17 protein-coding genes are annotated in these 22,151 nt (G+C 43.2%); 6 read left to right on the top strand and 11 right to left on the bottom strand.

Annotation, left to right across the window (positions count from 1 at the left end):
• The first annotated feature begins 72 nt into the window (after window positions 1-72).
• A complete protein-coding gene (locus tag H6G03_RS02060; protein WP_190461566.1) occupies window positions 73-567 on the top strand; it encodes a response regulator in 495 nt (164 codons plus the stop codon).
• Window positions 568-761: 194 nt separating this feature from the next.
• On the opposite strand, the gene hisS is transcribed toward H6G03_RS02060, so the two are convergent.
• From hisS to H6G03_RS02045, 3 genes are all read right to left on the bottom strand, one after another.
• The gene (gene hisS, locus H6G03_RS02055; RefSeq protein ID WP_190461564.1) at window positions 762-2,051 is read right to left on the bottom strand and encodes a histidine--tRNA ligase; all 1,290 of its coding nucleotides are present in this window, start codon (window positions 2,049-2,051) and stop codon (window positions 762-764) included.
• 113 nt (window positions 2,052-2,164) lie between these two features.
• Window positions 2,165-2,428 (bottom strand): hypothetical protein, encoded by a 264-nt coding sequence (locus H6G03_RS02050; RefSeq protein ID WP_190461663.1) that lies wholly within the window; start codon window positions 2,426-2,428, stop codon window positions 2,165-2,167.
• 138 nt (window positions 2,429-2,566) lie between these two features.
• Window positions 2,567-4,456 carry a hypothetical protein gene (locus tag H6G03_RS02045; RefSeq protein WP_190461562.1) on the bottom strand — a complete coding sequence of 630 codons (1,890 nt, stop codon included), beginning with the start codon at window positions 4,454-4,456 and terminating at the stop codon, window positions 2,567-2,569.
• Between H6G03_RS02045 and H6G03_RS37480 the strand changes: the two genes are divergently transcribed.
• Complete coding sequence (locus H6G03_RS37480; RefSeq protein WP_191056808.1) at window positions 4,456-4,662, top strand: hypothetical protein; 207 nt, start codon at window positions 4,456-4,458, stop codon at window positions 4,660-4,662. The genes H6G03_RS02045 and H6G03_RS37480 overlap by 1 nt on opposite strands.
• A gap of 54 nt (window positions 4,663-4,716) precedes the next feature.
• On the opposite strand, the gene H6G03_RS02040 is transcribed toward H6G03_RS37480, so the two are convergent.
• Together H6G03_RS02040 and psbO are read right to left on the bottom strand one after the other, a co-directional pair.
• On the bottom strand, window positions 4,717-5,493 hold the full coding sequence (locus H6G03_RS02040; protein ID WP_190461560.1) for an RNA polymerase sigma factor SigF: 777 nt from the start codon (window positions 5,491-5,493) through the stop codon (window positions 4,717-4,719).
• Window positions 5,494-5,908: 415 nt separating this feature from the next.
• Window positions 5,909-6,745, bottom strand: a complete 837-nt coding sequence (gene psbO, locus H6G03_RS02035) for a photosystem II manganese-stabilizing polypeptide (RefSeq protein ID WP_190461558.1) — start codon at window positions 6,743-6,745, stop codon at window positions 5,909-5,911.
• Between the two features lie 610 nt (window positions 6,746-7,355).
• Here psbO and H6G03_RS02030 point away from each other — a divergent pair.
• Window positions 7,356-8,090 carry an MORN repeat-containing protein gene (locus H6G03_RS02030; protein WP_190461556.1) on the top strand — a complete coding sequence of 245 codons (735 nt, stop codon included), beginning with the start codon at window positions 7,356-7,358 and terminating at the stop codon, window positions 8,088-8,090.
• Between the two features lie 247 nt (window positions 8,091-8,337).
• Entirely contained in the window at window positions 8,338-10,326 is a 1,989-nt protein-coding gene (locus H6G03_RS02025; protein WP_190461554.1) for a glycoside hydrolase family 10 protein, read from the top strand.
• A 52-nt stretch (window positions 10,327-10,378) separates the two neighbouring features.
• Here the strand turns inward: H6G03_RS02025 and H6G03_RS02020 are convergent, their stop codons facing one another.
• A complete protein-coding gene (locus H6G03_RS02020) occupies window positions 10,379-11,179 on the bottom strand; it encodes a hypothetical protein (RefSeq protein WP_190461552.1) in 801 nt (266 codons plus the stop codon).
• Window positions 11,180-11,414: 235 nt separating this feature from the next.
• Between H6G03_RS02020 and H6G03_RS02015 the strand changes: the two genes are divergently transcribed.
• Both H6G03_RS02015 and H6G03_RS02010 read left to right on the top strand, forming a co-directional pair.
• On the top strand, window positions 11,415-13,715 hold the full coding sequence (locus H6G03_RS02015) for a glycosyltransferase (protein WP_190461550.1): 2,301 nt from the start codon (window positions 11,415-11,417) through the stop codon (window positions 13,713-13,715).
• A 56-nt stretch (window positions 13,716-13,771) separates the two neighbouring features.
• On the top strand, window positions 13,772-14,989 hold the full coding sequence (locus H6G03_RS02010; protein ID WP_190461548.1) for a tetratricopeptide repeat protein: 1,218 nt from the start codon (window positions 13,772-13,774) through the stop codon (window positions 14,987-14,989).
• A gap of 15 nt (window positions 14,990-15,004) precedes the next feature.
• Here the strand turns inward: H6G03_RS02010 and H6G03_RS02005 are convergent, their stop codons facing one another.
• The 5 genes from H6G03_RS02005 to H6G03_RS01985 form a co-directional block, all read right to left on the bottom strand.
• A complete protein-coding gene (locus H6G03_RS02005) occupies window positions 15,005-16,156 on the bottom strand; it encodes a glycosyltransferase family 4 protein (RefSeq protein ID WP_190461547.1) in 1,152 nt (383 codons plus the stop codon).
• Between the two features lie 9 nt (window positions 16,157-16,165).
• Complete coding sequence (locus H6G03_RS02000; protein WP_190461545.1) at window positions 16,166-18,370, bottom strand: O-linked N-acetylglucosamine transferase, SPINDLY family protein; 2,205 nt, start codon at window positions 18,368-18,370, stop codon at window positions 16,166-16,168.
• Between the two features lie 97 nt (window positions 18,371-18,467).
• On the bottom strand, window positions 18,468-19,016 hold the full coding sequence (locus tag H6G03_RS37715) for a type IV pilin-like G/H family protein (protein WP_190461543.1): 549 nt from the start codon (window positions 19,014-19,016) through the stop codon (window positions 18,468-18,470).
• A 111-nt stretch (window positions 19,017-19,127) separates the two neighbouring features.
• Complete coding sequence (locus H6G03_RS01990; RefSeq protein WP_190461541.1) at window positions 19,128-20,462, bottom strand: class I SAM-dependent methyltransferase; 1,335 nt, start codon at window positions 20,460-20,462, stop codon at window positions 19,128-19,130.
• Between the two features lie 180 nt (window positions 20,463-20,642).
• Window positions 20,643-21,971 (bottom strand): class I SAM-dependent methyltransferase, encoded by a 1,329-nt coding sequence (locus H6G03_RS01985; RefSeq protein ID WP_190461539.1) that lies wholly within the window; start codon window positions 21,969-21,971, stop codon window positions 20,643-20,645.
• Window positions 21,972-22,151: the final 180 nt, after the last annotated feature.

Raw genomic sequence — 22,151 nt, 5'->3', positions numbered from 1 at the left:
TGATTTATAAACTTGGATTAAAAGTTTGCTAATTACCAAGTTTAAATAGATGTTTTAATTCAGGTACTTAAGATGGATGTAATTAGAAAATTTTCTGCCCACCTCGGAATACTCAAAGATGTCCAAATCCTAGTTGTGGATAACGATTATGACAGTAGATACTTGTATAGTATCTTACTTGAAGAATTGGGTGCAAAAGTGACGAGCGCTAGCTCGATCGAACAAGCATTAAGCCTTCTGGATTGGCTTGTACCCGATATGATGATATCGGAAATCAACTTTAAGGGTGAGCGTGTCGATCCTTTGATGCAGCGATTGAAGTATTTGGCAATAGCCAATGGCAAATCTATTCCCATCCTGGTTACTTCAACCTGTCCAACAAAAAGTCTTGACCAATATATGCAAGTAGGGGTTGAGGCGTATTTATTAAAACCAATTTACCCCGACGATTTAGTTTTTAATATCTGGAGCCTGTTACTCCAGGTGAAAATATCGCATCCACCTACCATTCAAGACTGGAGTGCTAAACAAACGATAGACCAAAAACCTGGGAATGAATTAGCCTAGCAACGACAGCAATTAAAATGAATCCCCTGAAAAATCACCCGCCAAATTTTAATGAGGGAAATATGTCCGAGAGACAACTAAAAGAACACAAATTTTGCACATGGAAATTGCAAAATACTTACCTAACCTCTCCATTGAATCACTTAGCCTAGAGCGAATTTTATTAGCACTGTTGACAAATGCTTGTATCCTTACTACTGCGTTTTAAGCATATCTATTTGGCGTCGCCACTCGTCCGTCTTGCCAAGTAAATCTTTTTGAGAAAGCGTCTGCTGTTCTTTTGTCGCCATCCACTTTAATTTCACCGTTTGATTTTCAGCTTCTTCATCGCCTAAAATCAAGCAAGCAACAGCACCACTCTTATCAGCACGTGCGAATTGCTTTTTAAACGCACTTCCGCTCAAATCTAATTCCAAACTAAATCCAATTCGCCGCAATTTCTGCGCTAACAATAACGCTTGCGCCTCTGCTTTTTCTCCTCTAGAAACCACATAAAAATCTAGCGTTTTTTTCGGTGCTTGTTGCATTTTTTGCAGCAAAATAGTCAATCTTTCCAAACCGATCGCCCAACCCACAGCAGGTGTATCTGGCCCACCTAATTCTGCTACTAAACCATCATATCTACCACCACCGCAAACCGTAGCTTGTGCGCCCAAATCATCAGAAATAATCTCAAAAGCGGTGTGAGTATAGTAATCCAATCCCCGCACCAATCGAGGATTCAACTGATAGGAAATCCCCAAATCTGTTAATAGCTGCAATACTTGGTCAAAATGCTGTTTAGAATCCACGCCCAGGTAATCTAATATACTAGGAGCATTCTGAGCAATTTCCTGAGTTCGCTTATCTTTACTATCCAGAATTCTTAGAGGATTGCGAGTTAGACGAGTTTGCGAATCTGCATCTAACTCGGAACTGTAAGGAGTGAAGTAATCAATCAGTGCTTGTCTATACTGCTGCCTGTCAGTAGGATTGCCCACCGAATTAATATCCAAGCGGAGATTTTGCAATCCGAGAGTTTGCAGGATATCGGTAGCGATCGCAATTACCTCTGCATCCGCCCTCGCATCGGAACTACCCAACACCTCAACGCCGATCTGGTGAAACTGCCGCTGACGCCCAGCTTGGGGGCGTTCGTAGCGAAACATCGGCCCTGTATACCAAAGGCGCTGTACCCCTCCCTGAGCGTGCATACCATTTTGAATATACGATCGCACTGCACCAGCCGTACCTTCCGGACGCAGGGTGATTGAATACTTGTCCTCCCCCCGACTCATGAAGGTGTACATTTCCTTACCGACTATATCCGTAGCTTCGCCAATGCCACGTTCAAATAACGCCGTTGCCTCAAAAATAGGAGTCCGAATTTCCTGATAAGCCGATCTACTGAGAATATCTCGTGCAACGGATTCTACCCACTGCCAGTACACAACTTCTTCTGGCAGAATATCCCGCGTTCCCCGTAAAGCTTGAATTGTACCCATGATTTAGTAATTAGTAATTAGTAATTGGTGATTGGTAATGGGGAAATTTCAAATTTTAGATTTCAAATTGAATTCAAATCTAAAATCTAAAATCTAAAATTTAAAATTCTTCATTACCTTGTGCCGTAACGTTCCCGATAATACTGTAAAATCTGCTCTACTCGTTGGCGAGATACATCGTCAACAGTTTCTGAATACTCAATCCACAGACTCCCCACTTGAGAGCGATCGTAATCGAATTCCTGAGACTGTTGCGGGATCGGACTTGTTTGCACCCCTTCCACCTGACGCAGATGAGTTGCTAACTCTCGATACACCGCTAGCGGCATTCTAGGAAATTCAACTTGATATCTCTGATTTTCTCCAGCCATTTTCATCATTTGCACGTTCTATATATATTGCAACAAAACATCCCTACGAGAAAAGCAGAGGCGAGAAATAGCACCCCCTTCCCCACGAGGGAAGAGGGCGAAAAAGGTAAGGTTTTTCTAGAGTCGATCGCGCTCTAGCAGTACTCAGACCGTAGTTGCTGGAGGAGTAGCCTGCGGTTGTGGAGCAGGAGCAGTCGGTTGTGCCCCCGGTTGTCCTCCCGCTGGTGCAGCCGTCGGCGGTCTTTCGCCTACTGCTTTGGAGATTTCCACTCCGTTTTGCTCCAGAATCACGATCGGCTCAGATCCTTCGCCTACGTCAATGCGTTTGACCAACACCTGCCCGTTTGATAACCGCTGCCCAGCTTTGACGTAGCGGCTTGTCGCTTCATTCGGTGCTTTCACGATCGCTGTCGGCTCATTACCGATGACTATCACCCCCGAAACTTCAACTCCTTTGGCCAAAACTGGGTCTGGAGGAGTCGGCAGTACGGGGATTTCGGGTGGTTGAGGTGGCGCAATTATCGCCGGAGTACTAGGCGTGGCATTAGGAGTATTGGGAGCAACCGGAGATGGAGTAGCCTGAGCTGTATTTTGTCGATTTCCTGTTGCGGGTGCTGCTGCTACTGCACTGCTAGCTAGTTGCGGACTGCGTTGCGGTTGTCGCGCTACCGTGCTGCTAGCTGCTGGCCGACTGCGTTGCGGTTGTCGCGCTACCGTGCTGTTAGCTGCTGGCCGACTGCGTTGCGGTTGTCGCGCTACTGTGTTGGGTCGCTGTTGCGGACGCTGTGGCGCTCTGGCGATCGCATTGCTGGCGGCGGGGCGACGTTGCGGCGCTTTCGCCACCGTTCTCGTTGGTTGTGGCGTGCGTTGCGGTTGCCGCGCTACTGTGCTGGCTGGCTGTTGCGGGCGTTGTGGCGCTCTGGCGATCGCATTGCTGGCGGCGGGACGACGTTGCGGCGCTTTTGCCACCGTTCTTGCTGGTTGTGGCGTGCGTTGCGGTTGCCGCGCTACTGTGCTGGCTGGCTGTTGCGGGCGCTGTGGCACTCTGGCGATCGCATTGCTAGCGGCGGGACGACGTTGCGGCGCTGTTGCCACCGTTCTTGCTGGTTGTGGCGTGCGTTGCGGTTGCCGCGCTACTGTGCTGGCTGGCTGTTGCGGGCGCTGTGGCGCTCTGGCGATCGCATTGCTGGCGGCGGGACGACGTTGAGGTACTTTGGCGATCGCTTTAGTTGGTTGTCGCTTCGGTTGCTGCGCTACTGCTCTTGCCACCTGTTGAGTGGGTTTTGGGGCTTTAGAGACTCCGGTCGCCGTTACTGGAGTGCGTTGCGGTTGTCTTGCGATCGTGCTGACCGTGGATGCAGGGGGTTTCGGCAGTTTGCCCAGTCCGTCTGTATACTCTGGGTTGCGGCGTTGTGGTTGTACCGTAGTTCGTTTTGTTGGCGCTCCGCCACCTGATACTCCAGATACACCATTAACATTACCATTGACATTTCCGTTAACTGTGCGAGGAACAGTCAGTGCAGGCGGTTGTGCTACTGACACATCGGGTAGTTGAGGAACTCCTCTGGTGGTAGCCTGGTCACTTACGTTCAACTTCGGCGGTTGTGCGATTGGCACTTGCGGTACTTGAGGCACACTTGCTTGAGGCGGTGTTGTAGGAGCGCTGGGAGCGTTTGTACCTACCTCTGGAGTTGGAGATGGCGGAATGGGAAGCAAACCAAACGGGTCTTTTGCTGCTTGAGCTTTTTCCTTTTCCACCTCTGCCCTGCGCTTATCCGGGTCGGTGGGTGGAATCAATTCTGGAGTAGTTGCTGCTGCAATAGTGGATTTTTGTACCGCAGCTGGCGTTGGTTTATTTTGCTGCTCTACCAACGGACTTTGAAAAGACTCCGGAGTCGGTGACTGGGCGGCTGGTGAGCTAGTAGTTGGCGTAGGAGAAGTACTACTTTCACCACCTCCGCCACCAAAAAAATTACATCCGCCCGTCAAAAGAGCCAGCGTCGCTACAAAGGTAAGGAACGAAACTTGACGCATTGCCAGTCTCCCAAAAGCTTTACCTGCATCTGCCAAAAAGGCCGGCTCATCCGATCGCCGGACACAAAGCGCGTGCCTGGTACATTTATATCTTAAAAGTACAGCTGGAGTTAAGAGTTTTGTTATCAAAAACTTGCAAGTATTTCCGAGTGGTAGGTTATTTCCGTTATGGGAAAATACCTACTGCTCTTAACTTTGACTCCTAGAAAATGTCGCTGCCACCGAGTAAGTACGATCGACTTGATGGAAAGAACTTGACTTCAGTCGTTGCTTCCTCCCATCAACTGCTTGAGCGAGTCCAGCCCCTTTTTGACACGACGGGACACTGTTACCACGCTGATATCCAAGCGTTCTGCAACTTCTTTTTGAGTTAAATCCTGTAGGAAAACAAATTCTAATATTTCTCGCGTGCGTTTTTCCAGTTGAACCAGAGCTTGTTGCAGGCGAATCTGGTCTTCTTGCGCTAACTGAAAACTGCGATAGCGAGGATCGGGAACGAGTTCTCCCAGACAAGTGGAACCCTCTTCCTCATCTCCCATCGGTGTATCCAGACTCAGAGGCGCACGATTTTGACAAGCCAATTTAATTTCCTGCCATTCTGGTGCGGAAATTCCCAGCGCTGCTGCCACTTCCGCATCGGTTGGCTGCCGATGGAGATCCTCTTGGAGTTCCCGCGTTACTGTTTGAGCCTGCCGTTGCAGCGTCAGCCAGCGTCGCGGAATGCGAACAGATGAGCCTCTATCGCGTAAATAGTGTTGAATCTCACCTCGAATATAGGGAAGGGCGAAAGAGCTAAAGGCATGACCTTTGCAGATTTCAAACCGTTCAATAGCTCGGATTAAACCCAAGCAGCCCACTTGGAGCAAGTCTTCGTAGCTTTCCGAGCATTGATTGCTCCAGTAATGCGCTTCTTTTCTGACCAATCCGAAATTCAGTTTGACCAACTCGTTGCGGACAGCAGCCGATCGCGATTTTTGGTATTCTCGCAACAGCTGCAAGCTATCATTTTTCAAACTATGAGATAGAGTCGTAGACATGGTGGAGTTCGTGGGGTAGATACAAGAAGCCAGGATACGCCCAACTCAGTCTTACTTACTTGGCAGTGAAGAAGCTGTGATCTGCGATCGGCTAAGCGGTGAGATCGCCTCTTGCATGGCCTAGAACTAGCCACAGGCAACCCGAACATAAAGCTTAACCAAATAAAGCCCCAAATATATTTTGTTTTGGAGTTACTGATAGCTTTAAGCGGCTACCTGTTTTGCCGCGATGCTGAAGTCACTCTTTACAGAGTAGTGATATTTAACCCAAGCATACAACCTCATTTCTACTGAAATTTTTGGCTGTGTTTTGACCGACAACAAACTGGAGTAGGGAAAAAAAGGGCGCAATGCGCCCTTTTTTTGCGATCGGATCGTCAAGACCCTTTAAAATATTGGGGCTTGATGTGTGAATTTACGCCGGCGACTGTTCCAGACGAGCGTAAAACAGACCGCGAATCTTCACTTCCTTGGCTTCGGCGGCTCCCAAATCAGTGTCTGAGGGCTGTTCGCTCTCAAAAGTGCCAGCAATTTCACCCGTAGCGCTATCTACCTTCGCTACTTGCAAGGAAATTCTACCCTTTTTGACTTCAGTACGCTTAACGTTGGTACGAGTCAGCTCTTCAGCATCGCTTGAGGCTGGGAGAGCGACTGCGTTGTCATACCCAGTCGCCGTGCCGCGACCTTTCGGGTCTAGGAAGGTCGCACCGCGATAGGAGGGAACTCTAAATTCACCTTCAAAATCCGTGGAGGTATTAATACTTTCCGCACCCGGCTGGGTTGTGGCTACTAAGCTTTTGATCGTAAACAGGAAAGGTACTCTTTCGCCTCCTGGCAGTTGTACCGTGATGGCTTGGAAGTCTAAACCGTCCTTTTCATAAAAAGTCAGGCTACCATCCTCATTTACTTTCAGTGGCCCCTGTACTTGGTCAATGCTGGATGTGTACCGCGTCAACAACTTGCCAGGAACAAATTCAGCTTCTTGCCGTTTGTTGGCGGGCTCTTCCTTCACGAAGAAAGTTGTCGGTTGTAAGCACAGATTTTTAATTACATAAGACTCACCGGCATTAAGGGGAATGGCACCGCGAGTCGTTTCTTGTAACTGCGGACAGTTATTTGCCAGACCTGTACCCCTGATATCGTCGTAAGTCAATTGCTCGGTGCTGGTAGCAGTTGCCGAACCTTCACTGCAAGCAGTTAGCACGCACAAGCACAATGCCAGGAATGCAACGATTAAACCGCGAAATCTCATGGTCAACCTCAATACCTAACCTCAGTCTCTACTTAATCTCGAATGCCAAAATCACTGCCACTGCCATAAAGAATCGGGCGCATTGACTCCGGTCTTGGAAAGCGGTGGCTTCAATACCGCGAGTGGGGAGAAGCACGATTCGTAAATATCAACCTGTTGAACTGCTGCCTAGTTTAGGCTGAATTCATAGATCTTTATATTGGCTCGGCTAAATCTCATAGAGCATTTTACAGAAAAATGCGCTTCATCCTACGGCTTGAGGACTTAGGCATTTGCATCTGGGAACGCAGATGTAACGGTCTGGGCGGCTCAGACAGGGCTCCTGACAAAGCTTGCAGCCTCGGACTGTGTTTGGCGATCGACCTCAGATGCTTGCTGCATAAGTCTTGAGCTTAAGGAAACTCTGTTTAAATTAATTTATTTTAAGATAAATTTATTTTTGTTAAGGTTGGCTGAGTGGCTCTTATTTTTGGGCCAATTGCTCCAAAAAAGATTTTTATGCTAAGTAAGGGTAAGAAAAAACTTTTAGCTAATAATTGAGACATAAGCAAATGAGTAAGTGGCCTGTTCAAACAGTGAGATGCAGGCATAAATAGGAGACAGTTGACCCATGTTTGGCTCAATTCAGAAAATAGGAATTATAGTATTAACCGCATCTTGTTTAGAAATTGGCGCTAACATTATTCATCCGCTCCCATCACAGGGACAGGTGGTAACATTTGCAGATGGCACCTACTGTCAAGGCTCGTTTCAACCTAATTCTCTGACTCTCAACGGTAGAGGGGTATGCGTATACGGTGGGACTGGAACTGACAAAGATACCTACAGAGGAGAGTTTCGCAATGGTGTGCCGAATGGCATAGGGGTGTTTGTTTTCGGTAATGGAGACCGCTACCAGGGACAGTTCCTCAATGGCCAGCCGAATGGAAGGGGAGAATTCATCTACAGTAACGATAACCGCTACCAGGGACAGTTCCGCAACGGAAAGCCTAATGGTAGCGGGGCATTTGTATTCTCTGATGGCACTCGCTACGATGGACAGTTCCGGGACGGTCAGTTTCACGGTAGAGGGACAATCACCTATACGAGTGGCGATCGCTATCAGGGACAGTTCATTTTAGGCCAACCTAATGGACTGGGATTGTACGTATCTAAGGATGGTACGCGCTGTCAAGGAGAGTTCTTCAACAGCGATCTCGATGGTAGAGGAACTTGCACAGACGCAAAGGGAGGCAGCTATCGGGGAGAAGTTCGCGGTGGGCGACCTCATGGCAGAGGAACAATTAAATATCCCAACGGCGAGCAATTTTCAGGACAGTTCCGTCAGGGCGAACCGATTCGATAGGTTCTCAGCAGAGTATAAAATGTAGGGTCAATTCATCAATTGACCCTACATTTATCTATTATGGTTAGTCCTAAAATTTTGAATAAAAAACTCGTTGCTCAAAATTCATAATTTTCGATCGTCAATGCCCTATGCCCAATTCTCATCTTTAATTGGCAAATATCCGGGTAGTTGTATTTAGAGTTGGTATACATTACGTATCCTGCGATCGATCGAGCAGATGCACCGACTCTAAATTTAGTTGTATATGGTAACTTCCCTGACTGGTTTCTCCGATATTCAAAATCATTGGGCACGCTTATTTATTGAAGGTTTAGTACAGCGCGGCATTGTTAGCGGTTTTCCCGACAAAACTTTTCGACCCAATCAAGCTATGACTCGCGCTGAGTTTGCGGCAATTGTAGTAAAAGCTTTTCCAATACCTGGGAAGCGAAAATATGTACCTTTTGTGGATGTCGGTTCTAATTACTGGGCTGCGGCTGCCATAAAAAAAGCTTACGAAACTGAGTTTTTATCCGGTTATCCCGACGGGCGCTTCCGTCCTGAAGATAAGATTACTAGGGTACAAGCTCTCATTTCGTTGGTTAGCGGTTTGGGAATTACCACTACAGTTAATCTCAATGCAGAACTGCCAAAAATTTATCAAGATGCTAATTTTATTCCCAGTTATGCCAGGGATAAGATAGCGATCGCTACCAGCGCAGATATGGTGGTTAACTATCCTACTTTGCAAATGCTCAGACCGCTTGAGTTTGCTACTCGTGGCGAGGTGGCGACTTTTATTTATCAAGCTTTAGTTTATCTGAAACAGGTAACTCCCATTCCATCAAAATATATAGTTACACTGCGAAAAACAGTCAGCGTTAGCCACAGAAGGGAATTTCGCGGTGTATGGGTGACAACGGGTTGGAACATTGATTGGCCTTCAAAACAGGCTCTTTCAGTTGCCCAACAGAAAGCCGAACTGATCGCGATACTCGATCTTATACAAGCGCTAAACTTCAACGCTTTAATTTTACAAGTGCGCGTAGAAGGGGATGCTTTTTATTACTCTAAATTGGAACCTTGGAGTGCTTGGCTAACAGGAATACAAGGCAAAGCTCCAGAACCATTTTACGACCCCCTGGAGTTTGTCATCACAGAAAGCCATAAGCGCAATATTGAACTTCATGCTTGGTTCAACCCCTACCGGGTCAGAACATCCACATCACCATCACCGAATGTCGCCCCTCACATTACAGTTACTCATCCTGAAGTTGTTTGCAAATATGGCAACGAACTTTGGGTAGACCCAGGAATTGCAATTGTGCGGGACTGGACTTACAACGTAATTCTCGATGTTGTGCGTCGCTATGATGTAGACGGCATTCAAATCGATGACTATTGGTATCCCTATCCGATTGCGGGTCAAACTTTCCCGGATGGCAACTCTTACGCTGCTTATCAAAAAAGCGGAGGGCAACTTTCTTTAGGTGACTGGCGACGCGAAAATACTAATCAAATGGTGCGTCGTCTGGCTGATGGAATCCACGCCGAAAAGCCTTATGTTAAGTTTGGGATTGCCCCATTTGGAATTTATCGTCCCGGACAACCTGCTCAAATTCGCGGACTGGATGCTTATAACGAACTTTATTCAGACTCGAAGAAATGGCTAGAACAAGGTTGGGTTGATTATTTATCGCCACAACTTTACTGGCGGATCGATCCGCCAGCACAAAGTTATCCAGTTTTGCTAAAATGGTGGACTGAAAATAACCCGAAGGGCAAACATATTTATACTGGTAATAAGCTGGGATTGCTGGATGGAAAAAGCTGGACGGTTGCGGAAATTACCAGACAAGTTGAGATTAGTCGCAGTTTGAGCGATCGTCTTTCTTTGGGGAATGTTTTTTATAGTATGAAGGATTTATTACAAAATCGTTTGGGCATTGCTGATGCTCTCAAAAAATCAATTTATGCCCAACCTGCATTAGTACCGATAATGCAGTGGATAGATGCTGCACCGCCGACTGTACCAACGGGAGCGATCGTCAAAGATGGTAAGCTAAATTGGAACGCTACCAACAATGCAGATATTCGTTCTTGGACTCTTTATCAGCAAAATGGCAGTACGTGGACGCTGCTGAAAGTTTTTTCGGCGGCGACAAATGTTGCTGCTGTTGAACCGGGAACTTATGCTTTGTGCGCGGTGGATAGGATGGGTAATGAAAGTGCGGGGGTAGTCATTAGTTTTTAGTCATTAGTTATTGTGTTAGTAGTCGATTTGGAACAATTAATCAGAAGGGAGATTAATCTGTTTTTGGCAGGGTAACTTCAACTCTTCCTTCAGGGGTGATATTTACCTTACCACCTAGCGCTTCAATACGGCTAATAGCAAGCTTGCGGACGCGATCGTCTACAGCATTCCCCAATACCATAGACCAAGCACCCGCTTGCGCTAACTTGCTGTTGGGGTTTTTAGACAAAAAACTAGCCGTTCTTTCAGAAAGGGTGGCTACATTTTGGCTTTCCGGATCGGAACGAAGGCGAGCCCACTGCGCCGCCATTTCAAAGGAGCGTTTGGCTGCTTTTGGTTTCCCTAAAAAGAGTAATTCATCTATTCCTTTATAGCGCCAAACATAATAATATTTTCCAGGCAATTGGGGAGAGAGTGACTTCAATCCTTTTTCCATTAAAGCCACAGATTTTTCTGGTTTGCCTGCGTACAGCGTAACGCTGGTAGATAGAAAAACATATGAGTCGAAAAACCTTGGATCTCGGTCTATGATAATATCAAAGTATTGCGAACTCAGTTCGTATCCCGTTCGATCGCGTGCAGGATCGTCACCAAAGTACTGTAAAAAGTTAAGCATTACCCAATCGGCAATTAAATTATTAAAACCCAAAGAAGGAAGATTTTTAATCAAATTCAAGCGGACTCTTTCTGTCTCTACCTCCTTTTTTAATTCTGCTTCTGAGGCATTTTTTGATTTAGACAGGAGTTGGTTTAAATGGGGCACTTGCAAAAGAGCGATCGCTAACAAGCACAACAAGGTAACTCCGGAGAGAACCAGCGATGAATTCAGTTTTCGCCAAGATGGTAAAAACATGGATATCAGCTTACTAACTTTACGCACTACCTTTATAATATGGCATAATTCAACCCTCTATATGGGCATATCAATCACTAATATAGTACATATATACTAATATAGTTTTGTTACGAATTAGCAATAATTTGTAAAAATTGGGTATTTTAGAAATTGTACCCTCTCCGCTGATAATAGTTTTAGGCAGTTTTGCTCACAAAACCACTCCCAAGCGAGTTAAAAATTTTAAGCAACTATGAAATGCAAAATTTGTCAATCTGAATCAGTCTTTTTTGCCAACGCAAAACTATTAAATAAATACGATGTTGATTATTGGCAATGTCCGAATTGCAGATTTGTTCAAACTGAAGAACCATATTGGTTGTCAGAGGCATACTCTAATCCTATTGCTAAGAGTGATGTGGGCTTGGTATCTAGAAATATTATGCTTTCAAACATATCCACAAATATAATTAATACTATGTTTAACCAGGAAGGTAAATTTTTAGATTACGGTGGTGGCTATGGCTTATTTGTGAGGCTGATGAGAGATTTAGGGTTTGATTTTTACTGGGAAGACAAATTTTGTCAAAATATTTTTGCTCAAGGTTTTGAAATAAAAAAAAATGATACTTTTTATGAATTATTAACAGCTTTTGAATTATTTGAACATTTGGTAAATCCCGTCGAAGAAATTGAACAACTCCTCAAATATTCAACAAACATTTTATTCAGTACAGAATTACTACCAGCTAACAATCCAAAACCGCAAGAGTGGTTATACTATTCCTTGCTAGAAGGGCAACATATTTCAATTTATACAGATCGAGCATTATCGATCGTAGCAGAAAAGCTAGGGCTTCAGTTTTACTCCAATGGTGCATCCATACACTTGTTAACGAATAAAAAGATCCCCTCCATTTTATTTGAAAATTTAGCTTTTTGCGAACCACCCCAATTAACAAGAAAATCATTAACTCAAAAAGATTATTTTCAAGCGTTAGGTTATGAGAATGATGAGAATAACATCATAAATATTAAACCATCGAAGCAGGATAAAATAGGAGTAAAAATAATCATTGATGGGGTATTTTTCCAGATCTACAAAACGGGGATTGGACGAGTTTGGCAATCTTTGCTTGAAGAATGGTCAAAAGATGGATTTGCAGAACATATTCTCGTCCTTGATAGAGGTGGAACTGCGCCAAAGGTTACTGGGATTAAGTATCGACTTATTCAACCTTACAGTTATAGTAGGACATCGCTAGATCGAGAATTGTTGCAACAAATATGCGATGAAGAAAATGGGGATCTATTTATTTCTACTTATTATACGACACCTATATCTACACCTTCTGTATTTATGGGATACGATATGATTCCAGAAGTTTTACAAGGAAATCTTAACGAACCGATGTGGCGGGAAAAGCATTTTGCTATTCGCCACGCTTCTACTTATATCACAATATCAGAAAATACAGCGCGAGATTTAGTGAAGTTTTTTCCGGATCTTTCTCCCGATCGCGTTACCGTAGCTCATTGCGGTGTTAGTAGCATTTTATCGCCAGCCACGCAAGCAGAAATTGATAACTTTAAGAAAAAGTACGGAATTGCCAAACCCTACTTTATTTTAGTTGGTTCCCGCAGCGGATATAAAAATGGTACTTTATTTTTCCAGGCATTTGGCAAACTACATAGCAAGCAAGCTTTTGATATTGTTTGCACTGGTTTCGATTTAGAGTTTGAAGATGAGTTTAGAGCTTATACTTCAGGTAGCACAGTATACATGCTGACCCTGAATGATGAAGAATTGAAAGCAGCTTATTCAGGTGCTATAGCTTTAGTTTTCCCCTCAGTATATGAAGGGTTTGGATTACCTGTTTTGGAAGCGTTGGCTTGCGGATGTCCTGTGATTACTTCCCCCAATGCCTCACTCCCAGAAGTAGCAGGAGAAGCCGCAATATATGTAGAATATACAGATGTTGATGGAATGGTAAACGCTCTTTGCGATGTTCAAAAGCCTGCTATTCGTAACATATTAATTACGGCTGGTTTTGCACAAGCGAAAAAGTTTTCGTGGACAAATATGGCGAGTAAAGTCCGTCCTGCTTTAATCCAGGCTACTCTCCTACCGTTAAAGTTAAGAGTATTTAATTTAATAATTTTCCCAGATTGGTTGCAGCCTGAAGAATCTTTATATTCTGAAATGGCAGCAGTAATGAGAATTTTGGGAACTCATCCCGATCGCGATCGGATAAATTTACTTATCGATATTAGCAGTATTTCTGAAAATTCGGAAATAGACGTTAATTTATTTTTATCTAGTCTGGTGATGAATTTGCTAATGGAAGAAGATGTAGATGTGACTGATGGACTAGAAATTTCACCTGTTGGCAAACTAGATTCATTGCAATGGGAAGTTTTGTTACCCCAAATTCACTCTCGGATTAGATTTGAAAATGAAAATAAAAAGCAGACCCCACAGATAAAAATAGAGTCTATACAGGTAATCGATCTGGATAAAATTGCGAATATGCGATTTTTTTCAGAAACTTGAAAAATTTCACTACGAGTTTAATAGTAATAAAAATCTAATCAAAAAAAGTGGGTAAAATGAAACAATCTAAAGCCATTGTCACATTAGCGATCGGCGAAAAATATTTGCAGCTTTGGAAAAGTTTTGCTCAAGAGAACTGGCAAAAATATGCAGATAAGCATGGATATGATTTAATTTGTATTGATACGCCCCTGGATACTTCAGAAAGGGCGCAGGCGAGATCTCCCGCATGGCAAAAATGTCTCATCCTCAGCCAGGAATTTTCCCATCACTACGAGCGAATTGTGTGGATTGACTCAGATATTTTGATTAATACATCGAACGCTCCCTGTATTCTAGAAGGCGTTCCTCTTGAAAAAGTTGGAGCTGTCGATTATTGGTCTTCTCCTACACCAGAATTGTTGGCTCAAACGTTAAAAAGAGAATACAATTACTGGGAATCGGTGGGAATACCATTCACAAAAGATTATACCGCCAAAGATTACTATATTAATTATGGCCTTCCCTCCCACTTTGACAAAATCGTGCAAACGGGAGTTATGGTATTATCCCCTCATTACCATCGTAAAATACTAGAAACAGCATATTTTGGATATGAAGAAAAAGGTCGTTCGGAATGGCATTACGAAATGCGACCGTTATCTTATGAATTGCTAAAAGCAGACTGCGTTCACTGGATCGATCACCGTTTTAATTTGTGTTTTTATCCCTACGTCATACTGCATTACCCATTTTTACTAGATGATTTACCAGCAGATTATAGTTTACTAGCACAACCTAAAATCGGGATAGATTTAGGTTTGTTATCCAATCATATCCAGAAGAAAATATGTGCAACGACAGCTTTTATTAATAGCTTTTTTTTGCACTTTGCTGGCTGTGGCAGCGAAATGAACCTTGTAGATTTATCAGCTACTTCATGGCGGGATTGTCGAGACGCCAAAATTAGATCTGGTGTTTTCAACGATATGGCTTGTACTTATGCCGAACAAGGAGAGATGGAGAAAGCGATCGCTTTCTTTCAAAAGTCCTTAGAACTTAAAGAACGCATCGGCGATGTTCTCGGTAAAGCCACAACATTATCCATGCTAGGACAACTATTGGCATCAGAAGCGATGCTGGGACAGGTGTTGGCAGATGGGCAAGGAGAATTTGCTACGGCGCTGGATTACTTGCAGCAATCCCTAGAAATATTGCAGCAGTTTAAATCTCCTGATGCGGAAAATGTTAGGGAGATCATCGCGAGTATACAGCAAATGGCAGCAGATAACTAACTTGCTTCGGATTAATTACCGATCGGATAACATTTGCCAAAAAACAGATTCGAGTTGTTCTACCGTTTTCACTTGACTGAATTGAGACATCGCTTTTTGTTGTCCTCGCCGAGTAATTGTCTCCCATTCAGTCGGAAAATTAGGTAGAGATGACAAAATATCAGCCAAATGCAGCGGATTTTCTGACTGAAAAATTAATCCATCTTCCCCATCTTCTACAATTTCTCTCGCACCACCAGTACCGCTAGTTACTAATGTTAAACCAGCCGCCATAGCTTCAATTTGACTGATCCCAAAAGGTTCGTCAAAGCGAGAAGGAAATACCAAGACGTTATGAGTTTTGTACAACTGTTTTAGTTGTTGTCGAGATAGAACACCAGGGAAAGAAACTTGTTCTTGAAATCCTTCTGATGCAATTAATTCTTGCAGCGCTTTAACCAAATGTGGTTCTAAAGTTCCGCCAGCAATTGTAGCCGTAAAAGGAATACCAGCTGTATGGAGCAAACAAAGCGCTTCTATAAGTACGTCAGCGCCTTTATAATACATCACCAAACTGGCATAAGCAATGCGTAATCGATCGTGCGGCGGTAATTGTGGTTGATAGAATTCCTCTACTGCTGCACCGGGATATATTGTTTGTGCTGTTTCGACTGGATAGCCTTGTTCTTGAAGGTTTTGCAGTATCCAATTGCTGCAAGTAATGTATTTATATAGAGGACTGTAAGGATATACTTCTAGAGGATAGCCAGGACTAGCATTCATTATGTAGTGAATGACAGGTATTCCAGCTGTTAAAAGGATCTGCAAAAGTTCTATTCTTAACAAGTCGATGTTACCAGCCAAACAGACTTGGGGTTGAAAAGCTTGTAATTCTTGAATCAATATTTTTTGATTCTCTAAATTGATTGGTTCCGCTTGTTCTGGTGGAAACCAAAAACCGCCGCGATCGCTCCAACAACCTCCCAAAATTAAGCAGCGTTTAACTAATGGTTCTGCATGGGTAGGGGTATAGTCGATCGTATATTTTTCGGTGTTGCTTGTCAGCACTAAAACTTCGTGACCGCGTTTGTGCAGCAGACGAGCGTAATCTGCGATCGCACGTTCATATCCTCCTATGCTTTGAGGAGGATAAAGATTGCTGACGATCGAAATTCTTAGTTTTTCCATCACACCGAATTATTTTAAATATCTCAGCCACATTTGTTCGTAAGCTTTCTCCATTTCGCGGGTAAATTGTTGACCATTCCATAATGGAGAAGTTTGTCTGGATGTTCGCAGCTTCCAAGCGATTTGTTGCCGCAAAGCGGCATCTTTACCTAAACGTATACCCCACTCTACATATTCTTCATCTGTCCAAGCAATGCCTTCAGTTACTCCTACATTCATCATCATTGTATAACTATTGCGGCTGGCAAATTGTTCGCCCACTCGTGTCACTAAAGGGATACCTATCCAAAGGGTTTCTAAAGTAGTTGTAGCTCCATTATAAGGATAGGTATCTAATACAACATCAGCAATACATAGATTAGCTCGGTGAATTTCCTCAAAAGCAACATCTGGTAGAAATCGCAAGCGTTCTTCACTGACTCCCTCTGATTCAGCGATTTGAATAAAGAAATTTTCGATCGCTTCTTCATCTGCTGTTCCTTTGATTAAAAAGTAGCTGTTTTCAACCTCCTTAATTATTTTCATTTGCAGTCGAACTATATCTGGATTTCGCTTGAATCCCATTTGCGAACTGAAATATATCACAGCATCATTGCCGATATTTAACTGTTTGCGCCGTAAAGTTGGTACGCCAACTTCAAAACCATCTACAGCTACATAAGTTTGCGGTAGCCGCCAAATAGTTTCGCTGTAGTAATTTTGCGCTGATTCTGATAAAACATAAGGATCGGCGATAAAGTAGTCTACATTCGGTATTCCCGAAGCATCCCATCCCAACCAGGTAACTTGTATGGGGGCTGGTTTTAAAGATGTAATTTCGCAGATAATATCTAAAGTGATGCTATCGAGATCTATCAAAATATCTATTTCGTCTCGATAAATTTGTTCTGTAATTTCGGCAGCTTCTAATCCAGATTTATAAGCTTTGTCTACCTGATTGACATACCATTCCTGCAACGGATCGTTTCTTTTTTGGGCATTAATTAAATAAGTGTGAATTTGAAAGCGATCGCGATCGTGATACTTAAATAGCCATCTGGCTAGCCATCCTACCGAATGTCTTCTCAAGCAATGAGATAAATACCCAATCTTTAAACGTTTATTTTCCTTATTTCTCCTCGAACTGTATTTAGATGAGCGATCGCTAGCATACTTTTGAATATTTGCTTGACAAATTTGAGCTACTTGATTTTGGAGTTTTCTGTTTTTTCCGATCTCATCCTGAAAGTATGGTAAAAAGTAAGTTGAAGAAAATAATCTGACAACCGTAGTTGGGTCGAGGTTGTTATTCTCTCCTTCAAATAGCGAATTTAAAAGCAATTCGTGTCTCTCGAACAGTTCGCCAACTCCAGACCAATATTCACCAGCTGCCACCATCAAACCTCTAATAATCAGATGGTTGGCGAAAACTTTTTCTGCCAATCCCGGTAATATTGAATAGCATAATTTTGCTGTTTTTATTCCTTGAGAATATTCTCCTGCATCTTGATAGAAGCTTGTTAACTGAATTAAAACTTCTGGATTTATTGCCTCCAGACGTAAAGCCAGTTCTAAAAGGCGTGCTGCTAACCCTGGTTTATGTGCGGAATATGCTATTTTAACTGAATTTAAAATTAAGATATCTATAAAATTATAAGGTTCTTCGATGTATGGTATGCAGGCTTCTGCCAATTCCAGAGATGATGGATGCAAAGGCTGTGTATCCAAAACGCTCTGTAATACTTCCATTAATAACTGGGAATCCAAATTTTCTGCTTCTCCAGACTGGAGGATTTCTAATATGCCAAAAGAGTTTAATTCATCACCTGTAAAACTTTCCAATGGGATACCAAGCTGAATTAAGTGCAACAAATTATTAATATCTGTTGGCTTAATTTCCCGAATATGCTGCCGGATTATCCAAGCAACTGAGTAGTCTGAGATAGTTTCTCGTCGTTCTGCTTCTGTTTGCAGAACTTGGATCAATTCTTCTGTCCACAAGTCAATTTGGTCAGTATCTGCTGCCGCCATTGCAGAGAACCAAGTCATTTGAGCTTCTGCTTCTTTTTCCTGCAAAAGCAACATCAATCCCAAATGCCAATAGTGAGATTGGTTATTTGGTTCAGATGCGATTGCTTGTTCGTAAAGATTTGCAGCCTGACTATAGTCCCCTGCCAGCAAGAATTGATGCGCTTGCTGCTGCCAATTTACCGCGTCAGTGGAGGCCATAAGCATTCTGAAATTGAAAAAAATGAACAAAAAAATAAAGTGGGTAGCGTAAAATTTAACTCCCCACTTTTATATTTATTTTAAACTAATTAGGATGCTTATCCTACTTAATTGCTACTGTACCGGAAGGGCAAGCAACTTCGGTCGCACCTGCGGCAACAGTAACTGCTGGTGGATCTGCGGTTCCAGCAGTGGTAACTTCACATATTACCGCTTGGGAAGTTCTGTCAGCACCTTGAGCACCTACTAGACCTACGCCGCCGGAATATCCTTTCAAAGCTGCGGATATAGGCTTCGCTTTCGCGGTTGCTACGTTAGTATCGCCACCCAATGCATATGTGTAGTTAGCAGTTTGTGTCTTAATACCAACGCCTAAGCTAGACCAATCGTTAGCTGTGGTACCTGTGATAAAGTTGCCGTTTTCGGTATACCAAGCTTGCTGAGACTTGTTGATTGCAGAAATATACTGCTTGCCTTCTGCTTGCTTACCTTTGTTAGCTTGGTTGAGGAAGGAAGGTAGAGCAATAGCAGCCAGAATACCAATGATGATGATAACTACCAACAGTTCAATTAGAGTAAAACCTTGTTCTCCACTTTCTTGTTTCTTTTGGTTTAAGTGAAGCAGTAGTTTGGTTTTAAATGTAGTGTTCATGAGAAGTTTCTCCTTCAGCTCTAGGTGGGTGTCTTCTGCCTTATATATAGAACTTACCCACATCACTTCAATTTCATATCACCTGTCTCAAAAAATTTTTTTACTGGCGGTTCAACCCTTGTCCGGACTGCGTTCTAGGAGTATATAGCCTATTTCCTCCAGGCTGGTGAGTGGTTCGATCAGTGTTGACCAGGCTGTTGCTTCATCTACTGGGTTCAGGGTAACAGGATGTATGGGCCGGAGTTGTTTGCAGCGCTCTACCAGCGACATCATCATTTGTGGGCCATCTAAGAGCGGGAGAAGGGACGTTGCGATCGCGCTGTCGATTAAAAAAATGGGATCTTTAGTTATGTGTAGATGCTGGCTGATTTCCAAGGGTCTTTGGTTGATGATGCTGAAAAGCATATCCTCTGTAAATCTTGGCGTTCTCAGCTGGGGATGCAAAGAAACCTTAGCTGCTTGCCAATCTGCCAGCGTCCACTGGCTAACTGGCACAACAGGGTCGGCTGAGTTGGGATGACCGCACCAAAAGTCGATCAGTCTGTGGACGGGATGCAATAGTTCAAACAGATGGAGCTGTTCTTCCACGGAAAGTTCTGGCAAGCTCATTGCCAAGAAAGCAGGTAGATTATCTGGCTCTTTAAATAAATCCATCAAGTCCCAGTATCGCCAGTTCACCATGCTGATGAACTCTAAATCAGCTGCTCTCAAGGCTGAAAATACTTCCGGTATGGTGTATCCTTTATCGCCTTGAAGTAGAAGGTTGGCTAAAAGTCGCTCATCGTTTCGTTCAAATTCTGGATGCCAAGCTTGTACTTTGAGATGAGTGCTATCTTTTAAGGAGTGCATGGTTTCTCGAACTAATTCGATTTCTAATTGCTGGGGATTATCATCCATAAACCCCATGATTTGAAAAAATTTCTGCGCTCTGTAGTAATTAGATCGCTGCAATGCACTATGGAGATTGGTACGGATAATTCCATCTGGTTTGAGAGCGGATTTCATCGCCTGCAATCCGGCCACTGGGTCTGGCAGAAGGTACAATACTTCGTCATTGTTGATGTAGTCAAACTGTATTCCTAAACTGGGCAAGTTTTCAATGGTTAAAGTATAGAACTCGGCATTCTCAAATCCGTGATATTGCAAGCGATGGTGGGCTAATTTAACAGATTCTTCTGATATATCGATCCCGATAATTTTTGCGCCTGGGTTGGCTGCTGCTAATGCCAAAGCTTTGTATCCGCTGCCACAACCCGCATCTAAAATAACTTTCCCTTGGGTGCCGATAACTTTTTGATTCCTTAAATAGTAAGGATTGACTATGTTATGGATGTTGAGAAATTTAGCATCTCCCTTGGGAGATTTTTCTAAGGGTGTCCTGGGATAAGGAGCCTTTTCAAATTGCTGACGAATTTTTTCTAAAATTTCAGATGATTGGCTATCCATTTTGATGTTTAAGAGTGAATAATTTACTTTGAATTACAGGTTGGTATCGCTCCTAGTAATCGGGGCTGAGCCTCTAGATTTTTGTTTCCTGGTTGAACCTGGGAAAGAGTACAGGGCAGTTATATTTTCCCAAGGTGGATGTGGGAATTTTCTGGGGCTTAACTACTGCTAAAAACAGGCTCAAGCCCTTGCAGGTGGGCGTTCCAAAAGTACTAAGCCGATCGGCTCTAGAGTAGTTAATATCTTTTTGACCAGATCGAAAGCTGTTTCTGTCGCGATCGGCTCTAAGTTTACCGGATTTACGGGTCTAATATAACGCCAGCGTTCTACTAGCGATCGCATAGACATCGGCTTCTCTAAGAGCGGTATCAGACAGGAAACTACCATGCTGTCCATTAAAAGGCTGGATTCTTTCACGAAGGGCAGATATTTGGCGATTTCCAACATTTTAATGTTGGTAACGGCGGCCAGCATTTCTTGTTTGACTTCTGGTACTTTCAGACTTGGATGTAAATGGACTGTGGCTCCCTGCCAGTCCGAATCAGTCCACTCTACCACAGGCACTTTGGGAGCGGCGGCGTTGGGATGACCGCACCAAAAATCGATTAGTCTGTGGATGGGATGCAACATTTCATATAGATGTAGTTGTTCTTCCACTGAAAGTTCTGGTATGGTCATTCCCAGAGCAGCAGGCAAGTTACCTGCATCTTGGAACAGATCCAGTAGGTTCCAGGCTGGCCAATTCACCATGTTGATAAACTCTAAGTCAGCAGCTCTCAATGCTTCAAAAATTTCAGGGATCGTGTAGCCTTTATCTCCCTGAAATAAATAATTCATCAAATACCATTCATCATCCATTTCATCGTCCAATACCCTTGTATTGGCCTTGAGAGATACGTGATTTTTCAAGGCATTCATAATTTCTCTAGCCTGTTCTATTTCTAATTGTCCTGGAGTTTCATCCATAAATCCCAGCATTTTAAACAATTTCTGGGCGGTGAAATAGTTGCGACGCTGTGACAAGCTATGTAAATTAGTGCGGATAATTCCCTCTGGTTTTAGGACTGCTTTCATTGCTTTCAGTCCCGCCACTATATCTGGTAGCAGGTACAAAGTCTCGTCGCAATCAATATAGTCAAATTCTAATCCCAGCTTTGGTAAATCGTAGATGGAAATAGTATGAAATTCTACATTAGTAAAATGGTGATATTTTAAACGTTCTCTTGCCAGGTTAGTAGATTCTTCTGATAGGTCAACGCCCACGATTCTGGCCCCTGGATTCCCTACTGCTAAAGCTAGCGATTTGAAGCCACTGCCGCACCCAGCATCTAGAATTAGTTTGCCCTCAGTCTCTACAACTTTTTGGGATCTCAGGTAATAAGCCGTTACCATGTTATAGAGAACAACAAATTTTATCTTTGTTGGGTAATGATCTAGTGGAATCCTTGGATAAGGCGCATAATCAAATTGTTGCCGAATTTTTTCTAGGTCGGAAATTTTATTTTCCATTGTTTTGATCGATTTATTGCCATTATTCGTTTGCCATTAGTTATTAGTTAATAAAAAAGTTTAACTAATAACTATTAACTTTTAATCTTATATTTTATATCTTAGTTTCGATCTAAAATATAAGGTTAATCAGCGCTATATCTTAATTATTCCCTTTTTTCGCTCAAAATTTCAATCTTC

The sequence above is a fragment of the Aerosakkonema funiforme FACHB-1375 genome, from assembly GCF_014696265.1.
Classification (GTDB): domain Bacteria; phylum Cyanobacteriota; class Cyanobacteriia; order Cyanobacteriales; family Aerosakkonemataceae; genus Aerosakkonema; species Aerosakkonema funiforme_A.
This window is presented reverse-complemented; position numbering and strand designations above follow the sequence as displayed.

What these genes read in the sequence shown, in the direction of transcription:
- H6G03_RS02015 (WP_190461550.1), top strand. Translation starts at nt 11,415, where the DNA reads ATGAAATGCAAAATTTGTCAATCTGAATCAGTCTTTTTTGCCAACGCA.
- H6G03_RS01985 (WP_190461539.1), bottom strand. Translation starts at nt 21,971, where the DNA reads ATGGAAAATAAAATTTCCGACCTAGAAAAAATTCGGCAACAATTTGAT.
- H6G03_RS01990 (WP_190461541.1), bottom strand. Translation starts at nt 20,462, where the DNA reads ATGGATAGCCAATCATCTGAAATTTTAGAAAAAATTCGTCAGCAATTT.
- H6G03_RS02005 (WP_190461547.1), bottom strand. Translation starts at nt 16,156, where the DNA reads ATGGAAAAACTAAGAATTTCGATCGTCAGCAATCTTTATCCTCCTCAA.
- H6G03_RS02025 (WP_190461554.1), top strand. Translation starts at nt 8,338, where the DNA reads ATGGTAACTTCCCTGACTGGTTTCTCCGATATTCAAAATCATTGGGCA.
- H6G03_RS02030 (WP_190461556.1), top strand. Translation starts at nt 7,356, where the DNA reads ATGTTTGGCTCAATTCAGAAAATAGGAATTATAGTATTAACCGCATCT.
- H6G03_RS02040 (WP_190461560.1), bottom strand. Translation starts at nt 5,493, where the DNA reads ATGTCTACGACTCTATCTCATAGTTTGAAAAATGATAGCTTGCAGCTG.
- H6G03_RS02060 (WP_190461566.1), top strand. Translation starts at nt 73, where the DNA reads ATGGATGTAATTAGAAAATTTTCTGCCCACCTCGGAATACTCAAAGAT.
- H6G03_RS37715 (WP_190461543.1), bottom strand. Translation starts at nt 19,016, where the DNA reads ATGAACACTACATTTAAAACCAAACTACTGCTTCACTTAAACCAAAAG.
- H6G03_RS02010 (WP_190461548.1), top strand. Translation starts at nt 13,772, where the DNA reads ATGAAACAATCTAAAGCCATTGTCACATTAGCGATCGGCGAAAAATAT.
- H6G03_RS02045 (WP_190461562.1), bottom strand. Translation starts at nt 4,456, where the DNA reads ATGCGTCAAGTTTCGTTCCTTACCTTTGTAGCGACGCTGGCTCTTTTG.
- hisS (WP_190461564.1), bottom strand. Translation starts at nt 2,051, where the DNA reads ATGGGTACAATTCAAGCTTTACGGGGAACGCGGGATATTCTGCCAGAA.
- psbO (WP_190461558.1), bottom strand. Translation starts at nt 6,745, where the DNA reads ATGAGATTTCGCGGTTTAATCGTTGCATTCCTGGCATTGTGCTTGTGC.
- H6G03_RS02020 (WP_190461552.1), bottom strand. Translation starts at nt 11,179, where the DNA reads ATGTTTTTACCATCTTGGCGAAAACTGAATTCATCGCTGGTTCTCTCC.
- H6G03_RS02050 (WP_190461663.1), bottom strand. Translation starts at nt 2,428, where the DNA reads ATGAAAATGGCTGGAGAAAATCAGAGATATCAAGTTGAATTTCCTAGA.
- H6G03_RS02000 (WP_190461545.1), bottom strand. Translation starts at nt 18,370, where the DNA reads ATGCTTATGGCCTCCACTGACGCGGTAAATTGGCAGCAGCAAGCGCAT.